At 41.1% G+C, this 21,792-nt stretch carries 23 protein-coding genes and 1 CRISPR repeat array; of the genes, 11 read left to right on the plus strand and 12 right to left on the minus strand.

The features are described from left to right. Window positions 1–129: 129 nt before the first annotated feature. The 6 genes from ACTCNA_RS00645 to ACTCNA_RS00670 form a co-directional block, all read right to left on the minus strand. On the minus strand, window positions 130–1,884 hold the full coding sequence (locus ACTCNA_RS00645; protein WP_462945959.1) for a tetratricopeptide repeat protein: 1,755 nt from the start codon (window positions 1,882–1,884) through the stop codon (window positions 130–132). 91 nt (window positions 1,885–1,975) lie between these two features. Further along, a complete protein-coding gene (locus ACTCNA_RS00650; protein WP_462945960.1) occupies window positions 1,976–2,608 on the minus strand; it encodes a deoxynucleoside kinase in 633 nt (210 codons plus the stop codon). A 67-nt stretch (window positions 2,609–2,675) separates the two neighbouring features. Beyond that, the gene (locus tag ACTCNA_RS00655) at window positions 2,676–3,158 is read right to left on the minus strand and encodes a hypothetical protein (RefSeq protein ID WP_462945961.1); all 483 of its coding nucleotides are present in this window, start codon (window positions 3,156–3,158) and stop codon (window positions 2,676–2,678) included. A 139-nt stretch (window positions 3,159–3,297) separates the two neighbouring features. Next, window positions 3,298–5,568: a polyribonucleotide nucleotidyltransferase gene (gene pnp / locus ACTCNA_RS00660; RefSeq protein WP_462945962.1), complete on the minus strand. Its 2,271-nt coding sequence runs from the start codon at window positions 5,566–5,568 to the stop codon at window positions 3,298–3,300. Between the two features lie 110 nt (window positions 5,569–5,678). Then, window positions 5,679–5,948, minus strand: coding sequence for a 30S ribosomal protein S15 (gene rpsO, locus ACTCNA_RS00665; RefSeq protein ID WP_462945963.1), 270 nt, complete (start codon window positions 5,946–5,948; stop codon window positions 5,679–5,681). Window positions 5,949–6,055: 107 nt separating this feature from the next. After that, window positions 6,056–6,922, minus strand: coding sequence for an enoyl-ACP reductase FabI (locus tag ACTCNA_RS00670; RefSeq protein ID WP_462945964.1), 867 nt, complete (start codon window positions 6,920–6,922; stop codon window positions 6,056–6,058). Window positions 6,923–7,347: 425 nt separating this feature from the next. Here ACTCNA_RS00670 and ACTCNA_RS00675 point away from each other — a divergent pair, with 425 nt between their 5' ends. The 10 genes from ACTCNA_RS00675 (at window position 7,348) to ACTCNA_RS00720 (ending at window position 15,481) form a co-directional block, all read left to right on the plus strand. Beyond that, window positions 7,348–8,673 (plus strand): ACT domain-containing protein, encoded by a 1,326-nt coding sequence (locus tag ACTCNA_RS00675; RefSeq protein ID WP_462945965.1) that lies wholly within the window; start codon window positions 7,348–7,350, stop codon window positions 8,671–8,673. 30 nt (window positions 8,674–8,703) lie between these two features. Next, on the plus strand, window positions 8,704–10,008 hold the full coding sequence (locus ACTCNA_RS00680) for an O-acetylhomoserine aminocarboxypropyltransferase/cysteine synthase family protein (protein WP_462945966.1): 1,305 nt from the start codon (window positions 8,704–8,706) through the stop codon (window positions 10,006–10,008). A gap of 227 nt (window positions 10,009–10,235) precedes the next feature. Beyond that, complete coding sequence (metA, locus tag ACTCNA_RS00685) at window positions 10,236–11,153, plus strand: homoserine O-acetyltransferase MetA (protein WP_462945967.1); 918 nt, start codon at window positions 10,236–10,238, stop codon at window positions 11,151–11,153. Between the two features lie 83 nt (window positions 11,154–11,236). Continuing rightward, the gene (gene elbB, locus ACTCNA_RS00690) at window positions 11,237–11,884 is read left to right on the plus strand and encodes an isoprenoid biosynthesis glyoxalase ElbB (protein ID WP_462945968.1); all 648 of its coding nucleotides are present in this window, start codon (window positions 11,237–11,239) and stop codon (window positions 11,882–11,884) included. A 12-nt stretch (window positions 11,885–11,896) separates the two neighbouring features. Then, window positions 11,897–12,580: a TatD family hydrolase gene (locus tag ACTCNA_RS00695; RefSeq protein WP_462945969.1), complete on the plus strand. Its 684-nt coding sequence runs from the start codon at window positions 11,897–11,899 to the stop codon at window positions 12,578–12,580. Between the two features lie 28 nt (window positions 12,581–12,608). Beyond that, the gene (locus tag ACTCNA_RS00700) at window positions 12,609–13,319 is read left to right on the plus strand and encodes a tRNA threonylcarbamoyladenosine dehydratase (protein ID WP_462945970.1); all 711 of its coding nucleotides are present in this window, start codon (window positions 12,609–12,611) and stop codon (window positions 13,317–13,319) included. 320 nt (window positions 13,320–13,639) lie between these two features. Continuing rightward, window positions 13,640–13,948 (plus strand): RNA recognition motif domain-containing protein, encoded by a 309-nt coding sequence (locus ACTCNA_RS00705; RefSeq protein ID WP_073173380.1) that lies wholly within the window; start codon window positions 13,640–13,642, stop codon window positions 13,946–13,948. Window positions 13,949–13,958: 10 nt separating this feature from the next. Beyond that, complete coding sequence (locus ACTCNA_RS00710) at window positions 13,959–14,153, plus strand: cold-shock protein (RefSeq protein ID WP_462945971.1); 195 nt, start codon at window positions 13,959–13,961, stop codon at window positions 14,151–14,153. A gap of 116 nt (window positions 14,154–14,269) precedes the next feature. Then, a complete protein-coding gene (locus ACTCNA_RS00715) occupies window positions 14,270–14,929 on the plus strand; it encodes a B3/B4 domain-containing protein (RefSeq protein WP_462945972.1) in 660 nt (219 codons plus the stop codon). After that, entirely contained in the window at window positions 14,930–15,481 is a 552-nt protein-coding gene (locus ACTCNA_RS00720; RefSeq protein WP_462945973.1) for a 1-acyl-sn-glycerol-3-phosphate acyltransferase, read from the plus strand. It abuts the gene before it with no gap. A gap of 129 nt (window positions 15,482–15,610) precedes the next feature. Here the strand turns inward: ACTCNA_RS00720 and creD are convergent, their stop codons facing one another. The 6 genes from creD to ACTCNA_RS00750 all read right to left on the minus strand — a co-directional run bounded on the left by creD (window position 15,611) and on the right by ACTCNA_RS00750 (window position 21,494). Next, window positions 15,611–16,933 carry a cell envelope integrity protein CreD gene (gene creD / locus ACTCNA_RS00725; protein ID WP_462945974.1) on the minus strand — a complete coding sequence of 441 codons (1,323 nt, stop codon included), beginning with the start codon at window positions 16,931–16,933 and terminating at the stop codon, window positions 15,611–15,613. Between the two features lie 61 nt (window positions 16,934–16,994). Continuing rightward, window positions 16,995–17,291, minus strand: a complete 297-nt coding sequence (locus ACTCNA_RS00730; protein ID WP_462945975.1) for a winged helix-turn-helix domain-containing protein — start codon at window positions 17,289–17,291, stop codon at window positions 16,995–16,997. Window positions 17,292–17,295: 4 nt separating this feature from the next. Further along, window positions 17,296–17,916: a hypothetical protein gene (locus ACTCNA_RS00735; protein WP_462945976.1), complete on the minus strand. Its 621-nt coding sequence runs from the start codon at window positions 17,914–17,916 to the stop codon at window positions 17,296–17,298. 60 nt (window positions 17,917–17,976) lie between these two features. Then, a CRISPR array of direct repeats spans window positions 17,977–18,276; the repeat unit is 36 nt; unit sequence GTTGTTTTTACCCTTCAAAATAAGAGCAGCTACAAC. Between the two features lie 119 nt (window positions 18,277–18,395). Next, on the minus strand, window positions 18,396–20,717 hold the full coding sequence (gene cas13b, locus ACTCNA_RS00740; RefSeq protein ID WP_462945977.1) for a type VI-B CRISPR-associated RNA-guided ribonuclease Cas13b: 2,322 nt from the start codon (window positions 20,715–20,717) through the stop codon (window positions 18,396–18,398). A 280-nt stretch (window positions 20,718–20,997) separates the two neighbouring features. Next, window positions 20,998–21,327, minus strand: a complete 330-nt coding sequence (locus ACTCNA_RS00745) for a hypothetical protein (protein ID WP_462945978.1) — start codon at window positions 21,325–21,327, stop codon at window positions 20,998–21,000. Then, a complete protein-coding gene (locus ACTCNA_RS00750; protein ID WP_462945979.1) occupies window positions 21,324–21,494 on the minus strand; it encodes a hypothetical protein in 171 nt (56 codons plus the stop codon). Before ACTCNA_RS00750 ends, ACTCNA_RS00745 begins: the two co-directional genes overlap by 4 nt. Window positions 21,495–21,532: 38 nt before the next feature. Between ACTCNA_RS00750 and ACTCNA_RS00755 the strand changes: the two genes are divergently transcribed. Beyond that, window positions 21,533–21,790: a hypothetical protein gene (locus tag ACTCNA_RS00755; RefSeq protein WP_462945980.1), complete on the plus strand. Its 258-nt coding sequence runs from the start codon at window positions 21,533–21,535 to the stop codon at window positions 21,788–21,790. Window positions 21,791–21,792 lie beyond the last annotated feature (2 nt).

Below are 21,792 nucleotides of genomic sequence, written 5' to 3' on the forward strand. Positions count from 1 at the left end.
TGTTTGAATTGGGAAAATACATTTTTCTGAAAGACTTTTAAATAGTAAATGTCATAAAATGGAGGAAAATTTAAAAGGACAACCCGTTGGTTGACGAATTGCCCTTTAAAAATTTATGAAAAGTTACGCTTAGTTTACAATTTCGGTGAAACGGGCATCATTAAAATAATTGGCAAATTCCAGGTCGGTTTTTGCTTTTGCTTTCATTTCAGGATTGATGCTCACTGCTTCTTCGAGGCTGTTGAACAAAAGGTTTTCTCTTGCTGTGCGTGCACCGATTACAGCTTTCAGGTATTCTTTCATGAAACAGTTTTCACGCTCGAATGCTTCCAAATCTCTCAATGCACCGTTGTTATTTCCGGATAGTATTTTGGCCAGAGCAGAGTTAACATCCTGGTAGCTTCCGAAATACCTTACGGCCTGGTCGTAGTTGGCTTTTTTAATGCTAACAATTCCAAGGTTGTAGTTTACTTCGTCGCCTGCACCGGCAGCAGCGCCAAACAGCGTTTCAGCCTGATCGACATTTCCTTCGTAAAGGGCAACTGCACCCAGGTTGTTTTTAATAACCGGTTCGTCGTTTTTCAGTCTTTCAGCTTTTTCAAACAATGGTTTGGCATCTTCGTAATTCATTTGTTTTACAAGAACATAACCGGCATTGTTTGGTCCGCGCCAGTCGTCGGGATAAACCCGCTGGAATGAATTGTAAATTTCCAGTTGGTCATCCAGGCCTTCGTATAAAGTAGCAGCGTAAAGCAGCTCAGCCGGGTTAAGTGATGCAGGATCCGATTTTGCCAGTGAGCGCAGTTCTTCATCGGTTTTTCCAATCAGTTCAACACTTGTCAGTAATTTAGCACGGCGCAGTTCAGGAAGAACTTCTTCTGCCAAAATTGTAAATGTCTCTGACAGGTTTCTGATTTCGCGTTCGCGAACTTCAGGGTCGGTGTACATTGAAAGCACCCTTAAAATAAGTTCCTTGTCCTGTATATTTGATTCTTCGAGTTTTTCTTTAAAACCTTCCCAGTCTTCCGGGGTGTATCTTGTTTTCAGGTTGATGTCCACACCGGCTTCTTTCAGTTTTTCGGCTACAAAATCAGAAGAGGTGTTTTTACGGTCGGCTGCCAGGTCGGTGTTGAAATCGATTTCCCCGTCGGGTGATGCATAAGCCGAAACTTCTACGTCTTTCAGGTCGATACGTTCTTCCTGGTTAGCTTTTTCGGTGTACCTTAAAAATTCTTCCACATCTTCGGCAGTAATTTCTTCACCACGGAGGTTGGCACGGTTAATCATATAATGAATGTCGGCCAGCATCTCATCAGGAACTACCCTTTGGAACGGGTCTATATTCGGGTCATATTTCCCGGAGTTGTTAGCTTCGCGGCGTACACCCAAAATGGGTTTTGGAAAATTGGCCACCATTGTGCTGGTTGCAATCACACCGTCAGCAATTTTTATGGGATCAAAATCTACACTTTTTGCACCTTTTGAAGCCGTAATGTTCACATATAGTTCAGATTTTCTCATGGCTTCAACAAAGTCGGCAGCATCGTTATAGCTGAATGAACCACCTGCGTTGTAGCTGATAACCTTGTTATTTGCCTGAACTTTTTCGCCTTGCATGGTAACCGATTCCAGGGCAGTTTCACCTTCCTGGTGCCTCAGTACCGGGGTGGCGACTAACGTGGCTTTTTTGTTGAAATATTTTGCAGGGAATTTGCCATTTATAGCAACATCTACCTCGCCAGCGTGTGTCTCAAGAACTTCAGGGGTAACATTGAATTGAATCTGGTCGGCATTCTTTTTCATTTTATTTAGCCCTGCACAACCGGATAAAATTGCAGCGGCCAGTGCAAAAACTGCAAAAGGTTTTAGATTGAAATTTTTCATAATTAACAGTATTTAAAATAATTTATAGATTCTTACATCCGAACACAAAAATAGAAAGCTTTTTTTTATTTAAAAGTTGCTGGACAATTTTTTATTGCAGCAGCATGCGATTTATTCCTAATTTATACTCAGTTTTAAAAAGTGCCTCTTTTAAAAGCTGATAATGTTTGTTATTGTTAACAAAGTCGATATTAACTACATCGATTATCAGCACTGGGAAAGAAGTAATTTGCTTAAAAAAATGAAAGTACCCGTTTTTAATTTTTTCGAGGTATTCAGGCGTTATATCCTGTTCGTAATCGCGGCCTCTTTTTTTTATGTTTCTGAGCAGTTTTTCGGTGTCGGCATGAAGGTAAACATACAAATCGGGTTTGGGCATCGACTCAAAAATAATATCGAAAATTTGCCTGAAAAGACGGTATTCGTCTTCCTTTAATGTGTTTTGGGCAAAAATGGCCGACTTGGCAAAATAGTAATCGGCAATCAGGAAGGAATGGAAAAGATCGAGGTTAAGAACTTCATTTTTAATTTGGTTGTACCTGTCGGCAAGAAATGAGAGCTCGAGAGGAAACGAGTACCGGTCCTGATTTTTGTAAAATTTTGGAAGGAAGGGATTATCAGCAAATTGTTCAACAATGAGTTTGGCATTGTACTCGTTGGCCAGTTTGTTGGCCAGGGTTGTTTTTCCTGCCCCTATATTTCCTTCAATAACTAAAAACTGCATAAATTCCTGCAAAAACGGTTGAAAACTAAATTGTTTTGGTTTTAAAATGATTACCCGGTGATATATTTCACATTAATTTTTTAGAAGATCGAATTTTACTGTCTTTGCTTCCTCCCCAAAAATAACCGGTTATGAGACCAGCAACAAAACCTGCCGAGAGCATGGCCCAGTTATAAGCCGGGAAAAGCTTCATAAGCAGGTAACCCAAAAGCAATCCGGCTACCATCCCGAAAAATGAGAAAAGATAAGTATAATAATAGGGGGTGTAAAATCCGTGATTCTTTTGCATATGTTCCGACAGGCGGCTAATGGCACGGTCGTATTCACGCCGCGATTTTCCGGGAGTTTCTATGGCTTCATCCATTTTGTCCACTATTGCTGCAATGTTAATCTTTTCTTTTTTGCAGTATGGACAGGTGCCCGAAAATTCACCCAAACGTTCTATGTTGCGCTTGAATTCATCTACCCTGAAAAAACGGAGGTCACGCTTTTTTATGTTTTTGGTTTTCTCGTTAAGCTCCGAAATAGTATGTTTTGACCATTCTTCCATTTCAATCTGTATTATTCGGAATCAAAATTAATAATAAAGTTTAATTCTTCAGACCGGCTGTTATTTTATGCTTTGGTTGAAGTTTAATAAGACAAAAAAAGCCGTTCATTATTTTTTGAACGGCTTTTGAATTACGAAATTAATTATCTCTTCGAGGTTTTCGGTTGTCTCGCCGATCGTCCCTCCTGTCATTTCTTCGGTTGTCTCGCCGATCATCCCTTCTGTTATCGTCTCTCCGCTGCGGGCGATCACCTCTCGGGGGCCGTTCAACATATCCTTCTGGTTTGGGTAATAAAACTTTACGCGAAAGTTTAAGTTTCCCGGTCCTGTCGTCGATTCCAATGAGTTTCACCTCCAGTTCGTCGCCTTCTTTCACTACATCTTCCGGTTTTTCAACCCGTTTCCATTCCATTTCTGAAACGTGCAGCAATCCGTCTTTGCCGGGGAGTATTTCAACAAAAGCTCCGAATGAAACAACTGATTTCACGGTACCTTTGTAAATTTCACCCACTTCGGGTAAAGCAATAATTGATTTTATGCGGGTTTTTGCCGCTTCAATTACATCTGCACCGGCACCCGAGATTTCTACCAGTCCTTTGTCATCAACTTCCTCAATAACAATCACCGAACCTGTTTCTTCCTGGATGGCCTGGATAATTTTTCCGCCGGGGCCAATTATTGCGCCAATCATATCTTTCGGTACTTCGATTACTTCAATTCGCGGAACATTTGGTTTAAATTCGGCACGTGGTTCCGGAATTACCTCCAACATTTTGTTCAGAATGTGCAAACGGCCTTCTTTGGCCTGCTGAAGTGCTTGTTTAAGAACTTCGTATGATAAGCCGTCCACTTTTATGTCCATCTGTGTGGCTGTGATTCCGTTAGCGCTGCCGGCCACTTTAAAGTCCATATCGCCCAGGTGGTCTTCATCGCCAAGGATATCAGACAAAATAGCATATTTGTCAGAATTTTTATCGGTAATGAGCCCCATGGCAATACCCGAAACCGGTTTTTTCATTTTCATCCCGGAATCCATCATTCCCATTGTGCCGGCGCAAACTGTTGCCATCGATGAGGAACCGTTTGATTCGAGGATGTCGGAAACAATGCGTACGATATATGGAAAATCTTCGGGGATCATTTTTTTGAGTGCCCGGTGTGCCAGGTTCCCGTGTCCTACTTCGCGGCGGCTAACGCCACGTGGTGTACGTGGTTCACCTACACAAAACGGTGGGAAGTTATAGTGAAGCAGGAATTGTTCTTTTCCCTGAACGGTTACGTTATCAATGATTTTTTCATCCATTTTTGTGCCCAGGGTAACTGATGTGAGCGACTGCGTTTCTCCACGGGTAAACAGTGCCGAGCCATGTGCGCCGGGCAGGTAGTCCACTTCGCCCCAAATAGGCCTGATCTCGTTTGTGGCCCTGCCATCGAGGCGAATGCTTTCGTCAAGAACCATACGGCGCATCGCTTCTTTTTCCACATCATGATAATACCGTTTTATCAGTTTTTCATGAAGTTCAAGGTCAATCTCTTCATTTTCGGCGTTGGCTTCCAGGTAGGCTTCAATGTATTCATCGCGAATGGCTTCGAAACCGGTCATCCGTTCTTGTTTGTTTGTGATAATTTGTTTGGCCAGGTCATAACATTTATCGTAAAGGTCAGCTTTAACCTTTTCACGAAGCTCTTCGTCATTGTTTTCGTGATTATATTCACGTTTCACTACACCCAGTTCTGCTGCCAGTTCTTCCTGGACTTTACAGTGCTTTTTAATTTCTTCGTGCGCGAATTTAATGGCTTCGAGCATTTCTTCTTCCGAAATTTCGTCCATTTCACCTTCTACCATCATGATGTTGTCGTAGGAAGCTCCTACCATGATGTCGATATCGGATTTTTCCAGCTGAGAGTGAGTAGGATTAATAACGAATTCGCCGTTTACATGACCGACTCTCACTTCCGAAATAGTGGTTTCAAAAGGCACATCGGAAACAGCAATTGCTGCCGACGCTGCAAGGCCTACCAACGCATCGGGCAAATCTTCCTTGTTGGCCGAAATCAACGAAATCATTACAGCGGTTTCGGCATGGTAATCGTCGGGGAAAAGCGGGCGTAATGCCCTGTCAACCAACCGTGCTGCCAGGATTTCTTCGTCGGAGGGGCGCCCTTCGCGTTTCAGGAACCCTCCCGGGAATCGCCCGGCAGCTGAAAATTTTTCACGATAATCAACTGTTAAGGGCATGAAATCTACATCTTCTTTTGCTTCTTTTGCTGAAACAACTGTTGCCAGAACCATGGTTTCACCCATTCTCACTACTACCGATCCATCGGCCTGTTTGGCCAGTTTGCCGGTTTCTATGGTAATCGACCTGCCGTCTGCCAGTTCGATTGTTTTTAATGTTGCATTTACCATAACGTCTAAAAAATAAAATCAAATAATTAAATAAATTACAATGGGTGGTGAGGTTTTGCAATATACAAAAAAGAAAGGCAATGCGGAGTATTGCCTTTCTTTTTAATTTTTTATTTACGCAGTTTCAGTTTTTCAATGATTGCGCGGTACCGTTCAATGTCTTTGCTTTTTAAATAATCGAGCAAACGGCGTCTTTTTCCAACGAGTTTAATAAGTGCACGGCGTGTGCTGATGTCTTTCTTGTTGGTTTTCAGGTGGCCGGTAAGATGATTGATGCGGTGTGTGAACAATGCAATCTGTCCTTCGGCGCTTCCTGTGTCAGTTTCGTCTTTGCCATAGTTGGCAAAAATTTCTTTTTTCTTGTCCTGTGTTAAATACATTTTTTAAATCTTTAAGTTATACCATGTTTAAACCGCAGCATCGCTTTCAATAACAACGGCTTAAAATTACCGGCGGCAAAAATAGGTAAAAGATTTTGATTTTCAAATTAGTCGTATAAATGCTCATCGGCAGCAGGGCCACATTCGCACTCTTCATGCAATCCTTTTTCATATTGTTGAAGTGCTCTCAGGCTCATTCCCATGCTGGAGAATCCACCATCGTTAAACAGGTTTTGCATAGTCACTCGTTTGGTTAAATCAGAAAACAGCGTGATGCAATAGTCGGCACAATCGTCGGCTGTTGCATTGCCAAGCGGCGACATGCGCTCGGCAAAATCGAGCAACCGGTCGAAACCTTTTACACCGCTTCCGGCTGTTGTTTTTGTTGGCGACTGAGAAATAGTATTAATGCGTACATTCCGCTCGCGGCCATAAATGTATCCGAAACTGCGTGCAATTGATTCGAGCAGTGCTTTGGCATCAGCCATATCGTTATACCCGAAAAAAGTACGTTGTGCCGCAACATACGACAGGGCAACAACCGACCCCCATTCATTTATTGCATCCAGCTTGCGGGCAGTTTGTAATACTTTGTGAAACGAGATGGCTGAAACATCAAGCGTTTTGTCAAGGTAGTTGTAGTCCAGGTTGCTGTAGTGCCTTTCTTTCCGCACGTTTGGCGACATTCCGATGGAGTGGAGGATAAAATCAATTTTCCCTCCTAAAATATCCATTGATTGGGTAAAAAGCTGATTCAGATCATCTACATTTGTGGCATCAGCAGGGATAGCCTCAGTATTTAACTTTTTGGCCAGTTTTTGCGTTTCGCCCATGCGCATTGCAACTTCGGTGTTCGACAGCGTGAGCGTTGCTCCTTCTTCGTGGGCTCTTTCGGCTACTTTCCATGCAATGGAGTCGGGATTCAGTGCTCCAAAAATTATCCCTCTTTTCCCTTGAAGTAAATTATAACTCATGGTAATAAATTATGTGTAATTATGAAATGCAAAGTTAATTGAGTTTAAATAAAACTAAAGTGATTGTTTTTATTTCATTTGCAAAATCTGATTTTTTAACCTTTCAAATCGAATTTTGTTCATCATTTTCAGTCGATTTTTAAAAGGAATGTGCAACAATGTTATTTTTATCTAAACTCATTCCAAATAAGTTTGGATGTTTAAAAATTCAATTTATATTTGTGGCAGACAAAATCGGTAAAAATGAATTTAGTTTTTCAAAATATAGCTTCTAAAGCAATGGCACAAATCAATGCCAGCAGGTTCATTTTGCCGTCGGTTTTCATGTCTATGCGCTAGCCTTCATTCAGTGATAATTCATTGATTGGAGGCGTATTCGATTCAGCGTTAATAAACTCAAAGTTTTACTTTTACATTTCAATATTATGTCGGACAAAGTTATTCGGTTTGGAGGAAGCAATGCAGCCAGCACCTCATCAATAAAAAACTTAATTGAATATTTAGGCCAGTTTCAAAACCGGAATTTCATTGTTTCGTCTGCAGTTCCTGAGTTACTCCAAAGAGTTGAAAATAATATGCGTCAGGTATATAAATCAGATGCCGGTAAGGTTACCCGGCAATTCGGACAGATTTTTATTAAGATTACCGGTGAATCACCAACGCAAGGCTACCAAAAACTTGTGGAGCAATACAGTAATATTCTGAAAGGGATTGGTTTAATTGGTGATTACTCCGAGGCATTAAGCGATCAGGTTAAAAGTTTCAGTGAAAAATTAACCGTTGAGATCATAAAAACGCAATTCAAAAAAATTGGGGTTACAGTAACAATAATCTGGCCCGAAGAATGCGAGTTTTTTGTTACACCCGATTTTGGGAATGCCACCTATCTTTCGGTAAATTCTTCGAAACTGCAATCATTATCCGGCGGTGTTTATCTCATTCCCGGTTCCTATGGGATTACACGGCAAGGTAAAATTGCGCGTGCCGGAAAAACAGCAGCAGATTATACTGCCGCTTTTCTTACCTACGCATTAAAAATTCCAAAACTACAGTTATGGGGGCTCGACTTCGATTTTCAGCGGGCCGATCCTTCCATTTTTCCCGCCTCGCCACGCATCGAGCGGTTGACCTATGCTGAAGCCAGTGAACTGGCCTATTTCGATCATTATTCGTTTCACCCGCGCACTGTCGATCCCCTTGAGCATGATCATATTCCGATTGAAGTACTGAACAGCAGCACTTCCAGCGGAAAAATTGACACAGTAATAAATACTGAAACGTATATTGAAGATCAGATAGTGAAAAGTGTGGCCTGTACCGACGATATTTCACTCCTCAGGTTAAACGGACCGGGTGTTGGTTTAAAACCTGGTATCCTGGCAAAAGTAACCGCGGGCTTAAACGATGCAGGAATTAATATAAAATCGGTGATTACTTCGCAGGTTTCCATTAACCTGATTCTGGAAAAAAATGCAGCCGATAAAGCGCTGAAAATAATGCAGCAACCCGGTTTTTCTTCCGTAAAAGAAATTTCGGTTGTGAAAAATGTTTCGCTGATTGGTGTTGTGGGCCACGGAATGCAACAAAATTATGGCGTTTCGGCCCGAATTTTCAATGCGGTTTCGCAAGGAAAAATTAATGTTTTGCTGAGTGGTTCCGGGGCATCTGATTTAGTGAGCTACCTGGTGGTAAAAGATGAGGATAAACAGAAAAGTGTGAGTGAAATTTATAACGCATTTTTTAATGAATAAGTTATTTCTAACCCAAAAAATAAAGTAATTATGAAAACAAAAAATTTGAAATTTGAATCGCTGCAATTACATGCAGGTCATGAACCTGACCAGACAACCCATTCGAGAGCAGTACCGATTTACCAGACAACTTCCTATGAATTCAACGATGCCGACCATGCGGCCAATCTTTTTGCGCTGAAGGAGTTTGGGAATATTTACACCCGGATGATGAACCCTACTTCTGATGTGTTTGAACAGCGGATGGCCGCTCTCGAAGGAGGTGTGGCAGGTTTGGCAGTTGCATCAGGGCATGCAGCACAATTTCTCGTATTCAACACCCTTTTGGATGCAGGCGATAATTTTGTTACATCGCCCTATTTGTATGGTGGTTCGTACAATCAGTTTAAAGTTTCGTTTAAACGGCTGGGTATTGAAGCCCGGTTTGCCGATGACCTGAACGTGGAGAATTTTGAAAAGCTGATTGACGAAAATACAAAAGCCATTTATTTTGAAACAATTGGAAACCCGGGTTATGTTGTGCCCGATTTTGAGGCTTTTGGAGCACTGGCCAAAAAATATGATATCCCCCTGGTAGTTGACAACACATTTGCCGCCGGAGGCTATCTTTTCAGGCCAATCGATTACGGGGCAAATATTGTTGTGGAATCGGCCACCAAATGGATTGGTGGCCATGGAACCAGCATCGGAGGAGTTATTGTCGATGCCGGAAACTATAACTGGGGCAATGGAAAATTCCCCGGACTTACAGAACCTTCCGAAAGTTACCATGGATTAAAATTCTGGGATGTATTTAACTTCGACAGCCAGTTTGGAAACATCGGTTTCATCATTAAAGCGCGTGTAGAAGGTTTGCGCGATTTTGGTCCGGCCATTAGCCCGTTTAACTCCTTCCTGTTGCTGCAGGGGCTCGAAACGCTCTCGCTGCGCATGGACCGGCATGTTGAAAACACGCTGGCGCTGGCCAAAGGGCTCGAACAACATCCAAAAGTGGAAAGCGTAAATTACCCGGGCCTGGAAAGCAGCCCGTCGTATGAAAACGCCAAAAAATACCTTCCAAAAGGTGCTGGCGGTGTACTGTCATTTGTTGTGAAAGGCGATAAAGAAGCGGCTAACCAGGTAGTGAATAACCTTGAAATGGTAAGCCACCTGGCCAATGTGGGCGATGCCAAAACCCTGATTATTCAGCCAGCAGTAACTACCCACCAGCAATTGCCCGAGGAAGCACAAATTGCTGCAGGCGTTTATCCCTCGCAACTGAGGGTAAGTGTAGGGTTGGAGCACATTGATGATATTATTGCCGACTTTGAACAAGCGCTGGATAAAATTGGTTAAGTCAGTAAGATTATGATTTCAGAATCTGCCAACGGGCGGAGAACTGAAATCATTAAATCGAACTGATCCCGATGCGAAGCAATCGGGATCCCTGGGATAGAATTCCCCGCATCTTGTTACGAGTTAGTTGATTTGATGAATTGTTTTAATAGAAAAATTGAAGTTTAATGGACCTTCCTGTTTCCTCTCCTTTGGGGAGGTCAGGAGGGGCTCTTATTTTTATAAAAATGCCTGTAAACGTTCCCGACAAACTGCCTGCTATTGACATCCTGAAAGAGGAAAATATTTTTGTAATGGACGAAACACGCGCCCATCATCAGGATATTCGTCCGCTGAAAATTATTATTCTGAATTTAATGCCCCTGAAAATTACCACAGAAACCGATTTGCTGCGACTGCTTTCCAATTCTCCGCTGCAAATTGAAATTGATTTCATGAAAATGAAAGGGCATACACCTAAAAACACCCCGTCGGATCACATGGAGCAATTTTACCAGAATTTTGATGAGCTGAACAACGAGAAATACGATGGAATGATTATTACGGGTGCACCGGTTGAACTGTTGCCGTTTGAAGAAGTGAAATACTGGGGCGAAATGCAGCAGATTCTCGACTGGGCGCAGCACCATGTTACATCCACTTTGTTTATTTGCTGGGCGGCACAGGCCGGTTTGTATCATTATTATGGCGTTCCGAAATATCAACTGCCTGAAAAAATGTTCGGGGTTTTTAAACACACGCATTTCAATTCGCAATTGCCCATTTTACGTGGTTTCGACGATGTGTTTTTTATGCCCCATTCGCGCCATACCGAAATCAGGGCCGAAGACATTGAGAAAGTTGATGAACTGCAGATTATTGCACAGTCGGAACAAGCCGGGGTGGCCATTGTTAAGGCCAAAAAGGGGCGGCAGCTTTTTATTACCGGCCACTCTGAATATTCGCGCTTTACACTCGATAAGGAGTATAAGCGCGACTTGAAAAAGAAACTCCCGATTCATCCTCCTGTTAATTATTATCCGGGTGATAACCCTGCACAAACGCCTTTAATGCGTTGGGGGTCAACTGCTAATTTATTGTTTTCAAACTGGCTTAATTACTACGTTTATCAGGAGACTCCTTATAATTTGGAAGAAATAGATTAAGTAGTGGTGCGATTCCCGTTCGCTTATTTTAAATTTTCCGCTATAAACTGTAATTTTGAGTGAATATTTAAAAGAAATGAACCATGAAAAAAATAGCAGTTGTTTTAGCAGGAAACGGCGTTTATGACGGATCAGAAATTCACGAAGCTACATTAACATTACTTGCAATCGCTCGCAAGGGAGCCAAATATCAGTGTTTTGCGCCTAATGTGGATCAGGCGCATGTGGTGAACCACCTTACCGGTGAAGAAATGCCAGGGAAACGTAACGTACTCGTGGAGGCTGCCCGTATTGCCCGTGGCGATATCAAACCGCTTTCAGAATACAAAGCCGAAGATTTTGATGCTATCGTTTTTCCGGGTGGGTTTGGAGCAGCCAAAAACCTATGCACATTTGCTTTCGACGGGGCAGATTGCACTGTTAATCCCGACGTTGAAAAGGCAGTGAGGGAAACTGTTACTGCTGAAAAACCTATTGGTGCATTGTGCATTTCGCCAGTGATAATTACAAAAGTGCTGGGCGATGTAAAAGTAACCATCGGGCAGGATGAAGGAACGCTTCAGGCCATTGAAAAAATGGGCGGTGTGCACGAAAAAACTTCACACGGACAAATTGTTACCGACGAAAAATACAAGGTAGTTACCACGCCATGCTACATGCTCGATGCCAGCATCGACCAGATTGCTGACGGCGCTGAGAATGTGGTGGGGAAAATACTTGAAATGGTTTAAAAAAAAATACCCGTGAATCCCATTCCATATATCGATATCCATACCCATCATTCCCGGCAGGATGATGAAACGGTTACGGTGCAAAACCTTTTCCCGGGCGGGAATATTCCATCCTTCAATGGCCGGAACTTCTTTTCAGTCGGGCTGCATCCCTGGGAAATAAAATCAGAAACCGAAAACAACGAACGGCTCGTGATGATGGAAGATGCACTGGATCTCGACCACGTGATTTTTGTGGGGGAATGCGGCCTCGATAAAAGGACTGACACCAATTTTAATGAGCAGCTGAGGGTTTTTATGGCACAGGTTTTTATGGCCGAAGAATACCAAAAACCGTTGATAATTCACTGTGTAAAAGCTTATAACGAAATTATCGAAATCTACAAAAGTGAACATCCTTCGGTTTCGTGGATTTTTCACGGATACAGTGCCAACCAGGAAATGACCGAGCAACTTGTTAAACGGAATATGTTTTTTTCTTTCGGGAAAATTCTTTTTAACGACAAGGCCAAAGCGCTCGATTCATTTCGGTTTTTACCCGTTGAAAAAATTTTCCTCGAAACCGATGAATTTGAAGGAGATATTGACGAGATTTTCAGAAAGGGGGCGCAATTAAGGAATATACCGTCAGCCGATTTAAAAGAAGCTGCCTGGGAAAATTTTAACCGGATTGAAAATGTCAGCTTCAAGGTGTAAAATTTTAATTTTTAAAACAAAGTAATTAATGTCGTGGCTCGAACGTACCGAATTGCTTCTTGGTCCTGAAAAACTCGAAAAGCTTAAAAAAGCCAATGTACTTATTGTTGGCTTGGGTGGGGTAGGAGCTTACGCCGCCGAAATGATTTGCCGTGCCGGTGTGGGCAAAATAACAATTGCCGACAGCGACGTGATTGAAGTTTCGAACAGGAACAGGCAGCTCGCGGCACTTGTAAGCACAACAGGGCAATCAAAAACTAAAATACTTGGCAACCGGCTTCTCGATATAAATCCTGAACTGAAACTGAACCTTGTTAATGAATTTATCCGCGACGAAAAAGCCCTTCAACTGCTCAAAAGGGAGCCGTTCGATTATGTGGTTGATGCCATAGATACGCTTGCGCCCAAAGTTTTTTTAATTCATCACAGTTTAACCCTGGGATTAAAAATTGTGAGTTCCATGGGCGCGGGCGGAAAAATCAATCCATCGCTTGTTCAGGTTGCTGACGTTTCTCAATCGTACAATTGTAAACTGGCGAAAATGCTGCGCAAAAAGCTCTCAAAACTTGGCATAAAAAAAGGAATCCAGGTTGTGTTTTCTCCGGAAGAAGTAGAAACTCACGCTGTACGGATTGAAGAAGGGCAAAATAAAAAATCAACAGTGGGGACTATTTCATACATGCCACCGGTTTTCGGATGCTTCGCAGCCAGCGTGGTTATCACCGAGTTAGTGAAATAAAACAGGTTTTTTGAAAATCGATCGATATTTGTTTGTAAATTCCAATTTTAGTTTAACTTTGCGATGTGATTCTAAAGATAATTTTGAACTTTTTTATATTTCGATTGTCTGGGAATGAGCAAATTGGTCTTTTTTTAATGGAAATTTTTTAAGGTATTCTGCTACCGGGCATTGTTATCCTTTCACGTTTTTCACCACGATTCACTTCAGTTTCTGAGATTCTTGTAATTCGGTATTCTTGTAAAGTCGCGTCTGAACAACATTTGGGCACATCGTCTTTGTAGGCAGGGCCTGTTTTATTAATTTTAATATAGTAACAAATGAACATTTATGTTGGAAATCTTCCGTATAGTGTAGTTGAGGAAGATTTAAGAGAAATTTTTGAAGAGTATGGCGAAGTGGCCTCGGTTAAAATCATTAATGATAAACTGACCGGTCGCAGTAAAGGTTTTGGTTTTGTTGAAATGGATGAAGACGATGAAGCCAAAAAAGCCATCGAAGAACTTAACAACGCCGACTTAAGCGGACGTAACATTAAAGTTAACGAATCACGCCCAAGGTCAAATGACTCCAGAGGTGGAGGCAACCGCAGAGGCGGCGGTGGATTTAACCGCGGAGGTCGTTATTAACGGAGGTCTTATGGAAGGTAAAGTAAAATGGTACGATGCCGTCAAAGGTTATGGTTTTATCCATACTGACGACGATAAAGATGTATTTGTGCATCGTTCAGGTATTAAAGATGCACAGTTTGGGCTTGAAACAGATCAGGCCGTGAAGTTTGAAGTTAAAGAAAGCGACCGGGGTCCCGTAGCTTTTGATGTGGAAGTAATCTAACGATAAATAGTATAGAATGAAAGGGTCTTGTTTTGCAGGACCCTTTTTTTATGCCTTTTCGGTTCATTTTATGTAGATTTGAATTTATTTAAAAAAGGATTAAAATTTCAAGTTGAATGACTACTATTTCGATTTCTGAAGAATTAAAGGAAAAAGTTCCGGGTATTAAACTTTCCTGCATAGAATGTGATGTTTATGTGATGGAAACCAATGATATGCTTTGGGATGAAATTAAAAATAAAACTGAAGAATTATCTGCTGCTTTAAAAATCAGTCAAATCAGTAAATTACCTGCTATTGCAGCATCGCGTACAGCCTACAAAGCCTGCGGAAAGGATCCGGCACGCTATCGTCTTTCGGCTGAATCGCTTCTGCGAAGGGTGGTTAAAAACAAGGGACTTTACCAGGTGAATAATGTGGTTGATGTGTTGAACCTGGTGTCAATTACCACCGGTTTTTCCATTGGCGGGTACGATTGCGATAAAATTGAAGGGAAAGTTGTTATGGGCATCGGAGCTGCTTCCGAACCCTACGAAGGAATAGGGCGCGGCCGGCTCAATATTGAGTTCCTGCCCACATTCAGAGATAAAAAAGGTGCCTTTGGAACACCGACCAGTGATTCGGAGCGAACTGCTGTAACTCAAAATACGAAACGCTTTTTAATGGTGATCATCGATTTTGGGGATGGTGATTTGAAGGCAGCAAAAAAGATTGCTACTGAATATTTGGAACGGTTTTCCTTTGGCCGGAATTTTAAACTAAAAACAGTACGATAAATGCAAAAAATAAGTGCTTTTTTACTGCGGTTGCTGGGATGGAAAGTGAATGGTTTTGTAGTGCCCGAACCAAAATGCATCATCATTGGGGTGCCTCACACCAGTGCGTGGGATTTCGTAATATCTTACCTTTTTTATACTTCGCTGGGAGGTAAAGCCAGCGTGCTGGTTAAAAAAGAATTCTTTTTCTGGCCTGTCGGTTTTTTTGTCCGGAAAATGGGAGGTGTGCCTATCGATCGGTCCAAAGGAGCAAATGTTATTCGGCAAACGGTTCATCATTTTAAAACGAGGGAGCATCTGCACCTGGCCATGACTCCTGAAGGAACCCGTAAACCGATAAAACGCTGGAAAGCCGGTTTTCATACCATCGCGAAAATGGCCGATGTGCCGGTTTACCTGGGCAGTTTCGACTGGGGCCGCAAAGTAATTTCCATCTGGGAAAAATTTGAACTCACCGACGATGCCCAGGCCGACATCCGGCGAATGAAAGATTTTTACCGCGAAAAAGGCATCCAGGGAAAATTCCCGGAGAATTTTACTACGGAATATTAGTTATTGAATTTGTAACCTTTTTGAATTGAATTTCAATCAATTTTTCCCGGCGAATAAAAAGATTAATGGCTAAAGCCTCTATATGACGCGGGTTTTATAGCCCCCAGCTTAAGCTGGGGGTTAAATTTTTCACTCACCGTACCAGTTTATTTTTCGGGTAAAAAACATGGTGAGGCCAAGCACCACAAACAATCCGATACTGCCAACCAAAAGCGCGTAGGTTTCCAGTTGCATCAAAACAAAAATAAATCCGAAAGAAAAAGTTAAAATGAGGGTTTGTATAACCGAATGGATCCATCTTTTTAAAAACGTTCGCGAGTAGGCAAATACCAATGTAATTACCGCCAGGGCCGAAATAAAATAAGCCAGGTTAAATCCAACCTGTTCGGATATGGATAAAAGCAGCAGGTAAAAAATCAGTACGGCAAATCCGATAAGAATGTACTGGAACGGGTGCACTTTTTGTTTGCTGATTATTTCATTTAAAAAGAAAGAAAGAAAAACAAATAAAATTACCAGAATGGCATATTTAGCGGCACGCGAACTCTTTTGGTAATGGTCGGCAACGGTAACCAGTTTAACCCCAAAATCGGCTTCAGTAACCCGGTATTCGTCGTTTTTCCATTGTTGTGGAAAGTTGCGGTTGAAGTTCAGGACTTTCCATCGTGCCGAAAAACCTTCTTTACCGATGGTGTGGTCGGTTGGCAAAAAGTTACCATCAAATCCCGGGTCGTTCCAATCCGATTGCAACGCCACTTCGGTGGTTTCGCCAAGCGGTGCAAATTTCAGTGACTCAGAACCTTTCAGGTGAAGCGAAAACTGAAAATCGGCCGGAAAATTTTCAGCAGTGAGGTGGGGGAGCGGCAAGGAAATTCCGCTTTGCCCCAGCAGTTGATTTTCCATTCCGGGAGTAAATTCGAAAACGGAGTCGTTCCAGGAAATTGAAATACGGTCGCTGATGCCGCGCAAGTCGCTGATGGCAACCTGTATTTTTGCTTGTTTCCACAAAATATCTCCGGGCGGGATTTTTAACTTCTGAATTTCCGACCCTTCAAAATGGCCCGAAACATTTAATTCCGATTCGTAAACCACGGTTTCGTAAATACTTCGTTTACGTTTTTCGGGAAATATTTCCCCGTTAATATTCAGCGTTTTAGGCAAAATGTAGCATTCGTGAATAATTTCAGTTGTGGTATTTCCATCGTTTTCAAAATTGCGCTCGATGTAAGGAATTGCAAGCACCGGCCCACGCACGGTTTGGGCGAGCGACCATGTTTGCATCACCTCTTTCGAGCTGGTTTCAGCAGTATGCTGCCGTTGCCCGATGAGGTCCAGGATCATAAATTTTGGTACGAGCAACGCCAGTGTTATAATTCCGATGATAAACACTTTGAGTGTAATCTGCCAGTTGATTGATTTTTGTTTTTCCTGAAAAAATTCTTTTGTTTCCATATTATTGAATTTTAATTTTGCAAAGAGCTTTGAATTTCAAAGTAAATAATGAAAAAAAATATTACAGTTGTTTTAAAATATCTTCCAGTGCCTTGATGTGGCTGTCGAACGCGGTGCTGCCGGGTGGCGTAATTTCGTAAGTGGTGTTTGGCTTTCGGTTTTTAAACGTCTTAATCACAGCAATGTAACCCTCTTTTTCGAGTGCTTTCAGGTGGCTGGCCAGGTTGCCGTCGGTAACTTCGAGCGCTTCCTTTAAATAATTAAACGACACCCGCGAATTCACCGAAAGAATTGACATGATCCCGAGCCGGGTTTTGTTGTCGAATGCTTTATTTAAATTTTGAAAACTGTTTTTCACAACCTTATTTGTTTGTCGTGCGTTCGTACCTGAAATACATCAACGCCCCGTAAATTATATGGATTGCACCAAAACCCAGTGCCCAAAACAGCAATCCCAGCGAAGGCAGAACAGCGGCCAGAATTCCAAGGAAAATTTGAATCAATCCCATGTAAAAAATTTCCTGCCGCGTAAATTTGGCGGCGTTAACCAAAGCCAACCCGTAAAAAATAAGACAGCCGGGTGCTGCAATTTCATAAATGCCATTGAACAGGAAAATTAAAATAAGAATTCCGCCAGAAATTAAAGGGATGGCTAAGTTTATCAGCATTAACCTGGAGCCCGGGTTCCATATTTTTTTGCCTCCTTTCCGGGCTTTGCGCCAGGTAAGCAGAATTACAGTCAGTATTGAGAAAACCAAAATAATTGCGGCGAGAATAAGCAGGTCGATCAGGATGTTGCCGTTGAGCAACCATCCAAATAATTTGTTGGTGTAAATGATGCTCTCTGCCATTAAAGCGCCCAAGAGCGCATAAATGCCAACAAGCACTCCCGATAAGCCACTTAATGAAAGGAACCGGCTCGACTCCTCCATCATCTTCCGGATTTCCTTGATTTCTGCCAGGTAATTTTCAGTTGTCTTCATTTTAAAAGTACTTTGAATTACAAAGTAAAGAATTAAAATGGTAATTTCAAAATTTAAGTTGTTGTTTTTACCCTTCAAAATAAGAGCAGCTACAACACCGCCACCGGGCGGTTGAGTTCCATCAATGTTGTTTTTACCCTTCAAAATAAGAGCAGCTACAACGTTATATCCTTCTTTCAATTTGTGTGGTCGGTTGTTTTTACCCTTCAAAATAAGAGCAGCTACAACTTGCCGTAGGAACCCCCACCGTAAAAGGTGGTTGTTTTTACCCTTCAAAATAAGAGCAGCTACAACGGGATTGGCCAGCTTGATGGAGTGTATGCCGTTGTTTTTACCCTTCAAAATAAGAGCAGCTACAACCCAATAGCTTTAAAGGCCTTATTTTTAAAGGGCAAACCGGTTTTTTTACAATTCAAAAACCGGTCATATTTTCTATAGTTTAGCCACTATCGTTTCAGTTTTTTGTTGGTAAACTTCTGCTATTTGTTTTGCAAAATCTTTATTTCCCAACTCCACCTTTTTTCCATGGTTTTCTTTTGCGGAAACTGATTATGGGCAAAACAGTTTCTCACCATGTTTAAAAATGTAAATTCATCGGCAGTAATTAATTTTTTGTTTTGCAACCATTCCAAATAAGGTTTATGCTGGACGTTATCAAATCCGTTATTTCCCTCAACGAATTTCTTTATGCCTTCTGTATCATTCTCAATTATTCCTTTTTCGAGTTCAAAAGCAGCATCAAAAACTGTTTGTTTGGCTGTATTGTAAATATCCAGTTCATTTCTTAATTCCTGCACTGTAATTTTTTGTTCAGGGAAATACTCGAACAATTCCGGTAAACGCCTGTCGTGGACATATTTTTTGAGCAGGCTGTAATCTTTTCGTTTACGTTCGTCGGTTATTACACGGGTAATTTCAGGTTTGGCAGTACCGGATATCCTTTCCCCGGAATCGTTAAACGATAGTTTTGCCGTTACTGCTTGTTCCACTGTATCTGTGCCATTAAGAAGCGACTGAATGTTGTTTAGTTTTATATCCAGATTTTGGGAATCGAACAGTTTTTCAATCATCAGTAAAATAATACGATCCTGCTCCTGCACAATCCTGATTTCTTTTTCGGTGTTGGAAATGGTTCGTTTAAAAACTTTTTCTACCTGGCTAAATTGAATGTCGGGTAATTTTCTTTTTTCTTCTTTTCTTTTTTCACTTCTTTCTTTAAATACTTTCATCAAAGAATCTTTGTACAAATCGGCAAATCTTGCACCTTCCTGTAATTTGAATTTAACCGGCTCGTCATAAATTCGATATTCTCTTTCTGCATGATAAAAATTCTGTACATCGTCGCCGCGGCTGTTCCACCAAATGTTGAAAAGTTCGTTGTAGTTGACACCTTCAGGATACTCAATATTTTGTTCATCTAATTTTGCTTGCAGCAATTTTATTAATGTTTCATCAAAAAGATTGGTGGGAAGGTTAATTGGTTTTTTGCCGTCTTTTGGGGCTTTTCCTTTTATAGTGTGATTTAACCAATCGTTTAGGTTGTAATTTTCTTTTTCTTCCCACTGGCGCATTGAAAACGGGATATTTGATTTGTCGTTGGGCAACTTAACCACTGTCAAATTTTTATGGGCTTTTTCACTCCATTCCTTCTTGTAAAAGGTAGTTGCCATCCACGATTTGTCTTGTTCACTCATCCTTCCTGTTCTGTGGTTTTTTGTTTTAACCATTTTCTTACCTTTTTCCTGCAGGTATTTTTCATATAAATCGGGTGTGTATCTTATTTGCCGGAGGTTTATATTTTTCAGAAAAGGATGGCCGCCGGCTTCGTTTATTTTGAGCTCATTAATAATGTTAATAAAGAGAGACTTTTTCTCCGGGTCAGCATAAAGAGCGAGGCATTCCTGCATTTTGTCGTAATAAAATGAAGTTATGGTTTTCTTTTTATCTTCACTAACTATCATATCGACAATATCCTTTGCCAGAAAAGTAGCCATTTCCCCGATTTTTGGGATTTTCCCTTTCCTTTCCCGTCTGTATTTTTCCAGGTTTTTGAGCCTTTCCATACAGTCGCGTTTCATGGCTTTAATCCGGCCGGAAATTGTTCGCTCTTCTTTAACATCGGTAATATTTAGCCAGTAGTTTAAAATACGTGTTGGAATTTGTTTGTGATTCAGGTTATATTCTGCCAACACTTTATTAAGGGTTTCTTTTCTGAATTCCAGATAAGCCAGTGTTCTTGGTTTATATCCCACATTCTTTTTCGAATCTGCTTTTTTCTGAAATTCATTCCAGTCTTTCGGAAGTTTTTCTTTCACTTCTTCAATAAACTGCCAATTCATTATTTTGCTGTTATTGGTCAAAATAAAATCGTGAATGAGCTCTTCCGCTTTTCCTTCTTCAAGATATTCCAGCAAAATAATTTTAGCGAGTTCGTGCACACTCAGAAAAGCTTCGGGCAGCGGTTGTTTCAGGTTCTTCTTTATTTTTGATTCTGATTTCGGATTGTGAATTAAAACCGGGTATTCGTTCCCGGAATGCAATCCGATTTTGTTATTTCGTTTATTGTAAAAAGGTGCATACTGTTCAAATTCTAATAAATGAGAATTTTTATCTGTTTTTTGCAATATTTCCTGTTCATCTTCAAAATCAGACAATTTTCCAAATGCTTTTACATCTTCAACAATAGTTCTTGGATATGATACGTCATTGATTTGTTTTTCATATTTATCAATTATCAATTTTCCCAGTTGAATTTGAAACCGGTAATTTTTGAACAGGTTGGTTTCATCGATAAATTTCAAATGAATTATTCATGGTTTAAAGAATTTCAATAAAGATTCTTTGGTTGTTTGATTAATTCAGATGGTTTCAAATTTAAACAGAAATATTTGAAAGACAAATGGTTTAAACGGAAAGAGTTTACTTTTGAAAAAGTGATGCATGGGTATTTTAAATTATCAAATCAGGCGCTTTAGTTATAATTTTGCTGTTGTTTGGTTTTAATCAACGCTTGTTAGTCCCTGGGGATGTTGACGGGTTGGATTGCCGCAAACTTGTCAGCGTGCAAAACATTTGGCAACGTTAAACAAGATATTGGAACAAATCCGGTTTTTCATTCAGGTATTCATACACAAAACCGTTTTCTTCCATTCGTTTTACCAGCCCGTAATAATCCTCTTTTTGCTGCACTTCGATGCCGATGACTGCCGGCCCTTTTTCGCGGTTGGTTTTTTTCGAATATTCGAAATGGGTTACATCATCGTTGGGACCGAGCACCACATCCACAAAAGTGCGCAATGCGCCGGCACGCTGCGGAAACCGGACAATAAAATAGTGCTTCAGGCCTTCGAACAGCAGCGACCGTTCTTTTATTTCCTCCATGCGGGTGATGTCGTTATTGCTGCCGCTCACAATACAAACCACATTTTTGCCTTTGATTTCAAAAAAATGTTGCTTTTAAATTCTTCTGAAAGATTGCGGTTTTTCTCCAGCGGAGTGTGACTGGCAATTTTGTTAAGCGTGATTTTTGCCTGTGTGATGTCTTCCAGTCTCGGAAAATATTTTTTAGCTGCGTTCATTCTGTTTCGTTTTATGCAAAGGTAACAATATTACAAGTGTGTTGGATGATGGAATTGAAATTGCCATTGGCGCACATTCAATAAATAATGTTTTGTCTTCCATCTTTCTGACAAGCAAACCATCAGTTTTGCAAACACCGGAACTGTTGTTTCAGAAGGAGGTGCATCCCCAAAAAGAAAACTGGGTTCTCCTGGTTCTTGCCGTATTGTTTATTGTGATTCTGACTATTAGAAGCAACTGGAAGTTTCGGAAATTATTTGAGCCATTGCAAAAGCCGGAAGCAGCAGAATCATAATT

The organism is Tangfeifania sp. (assembly GCF_055108615.1).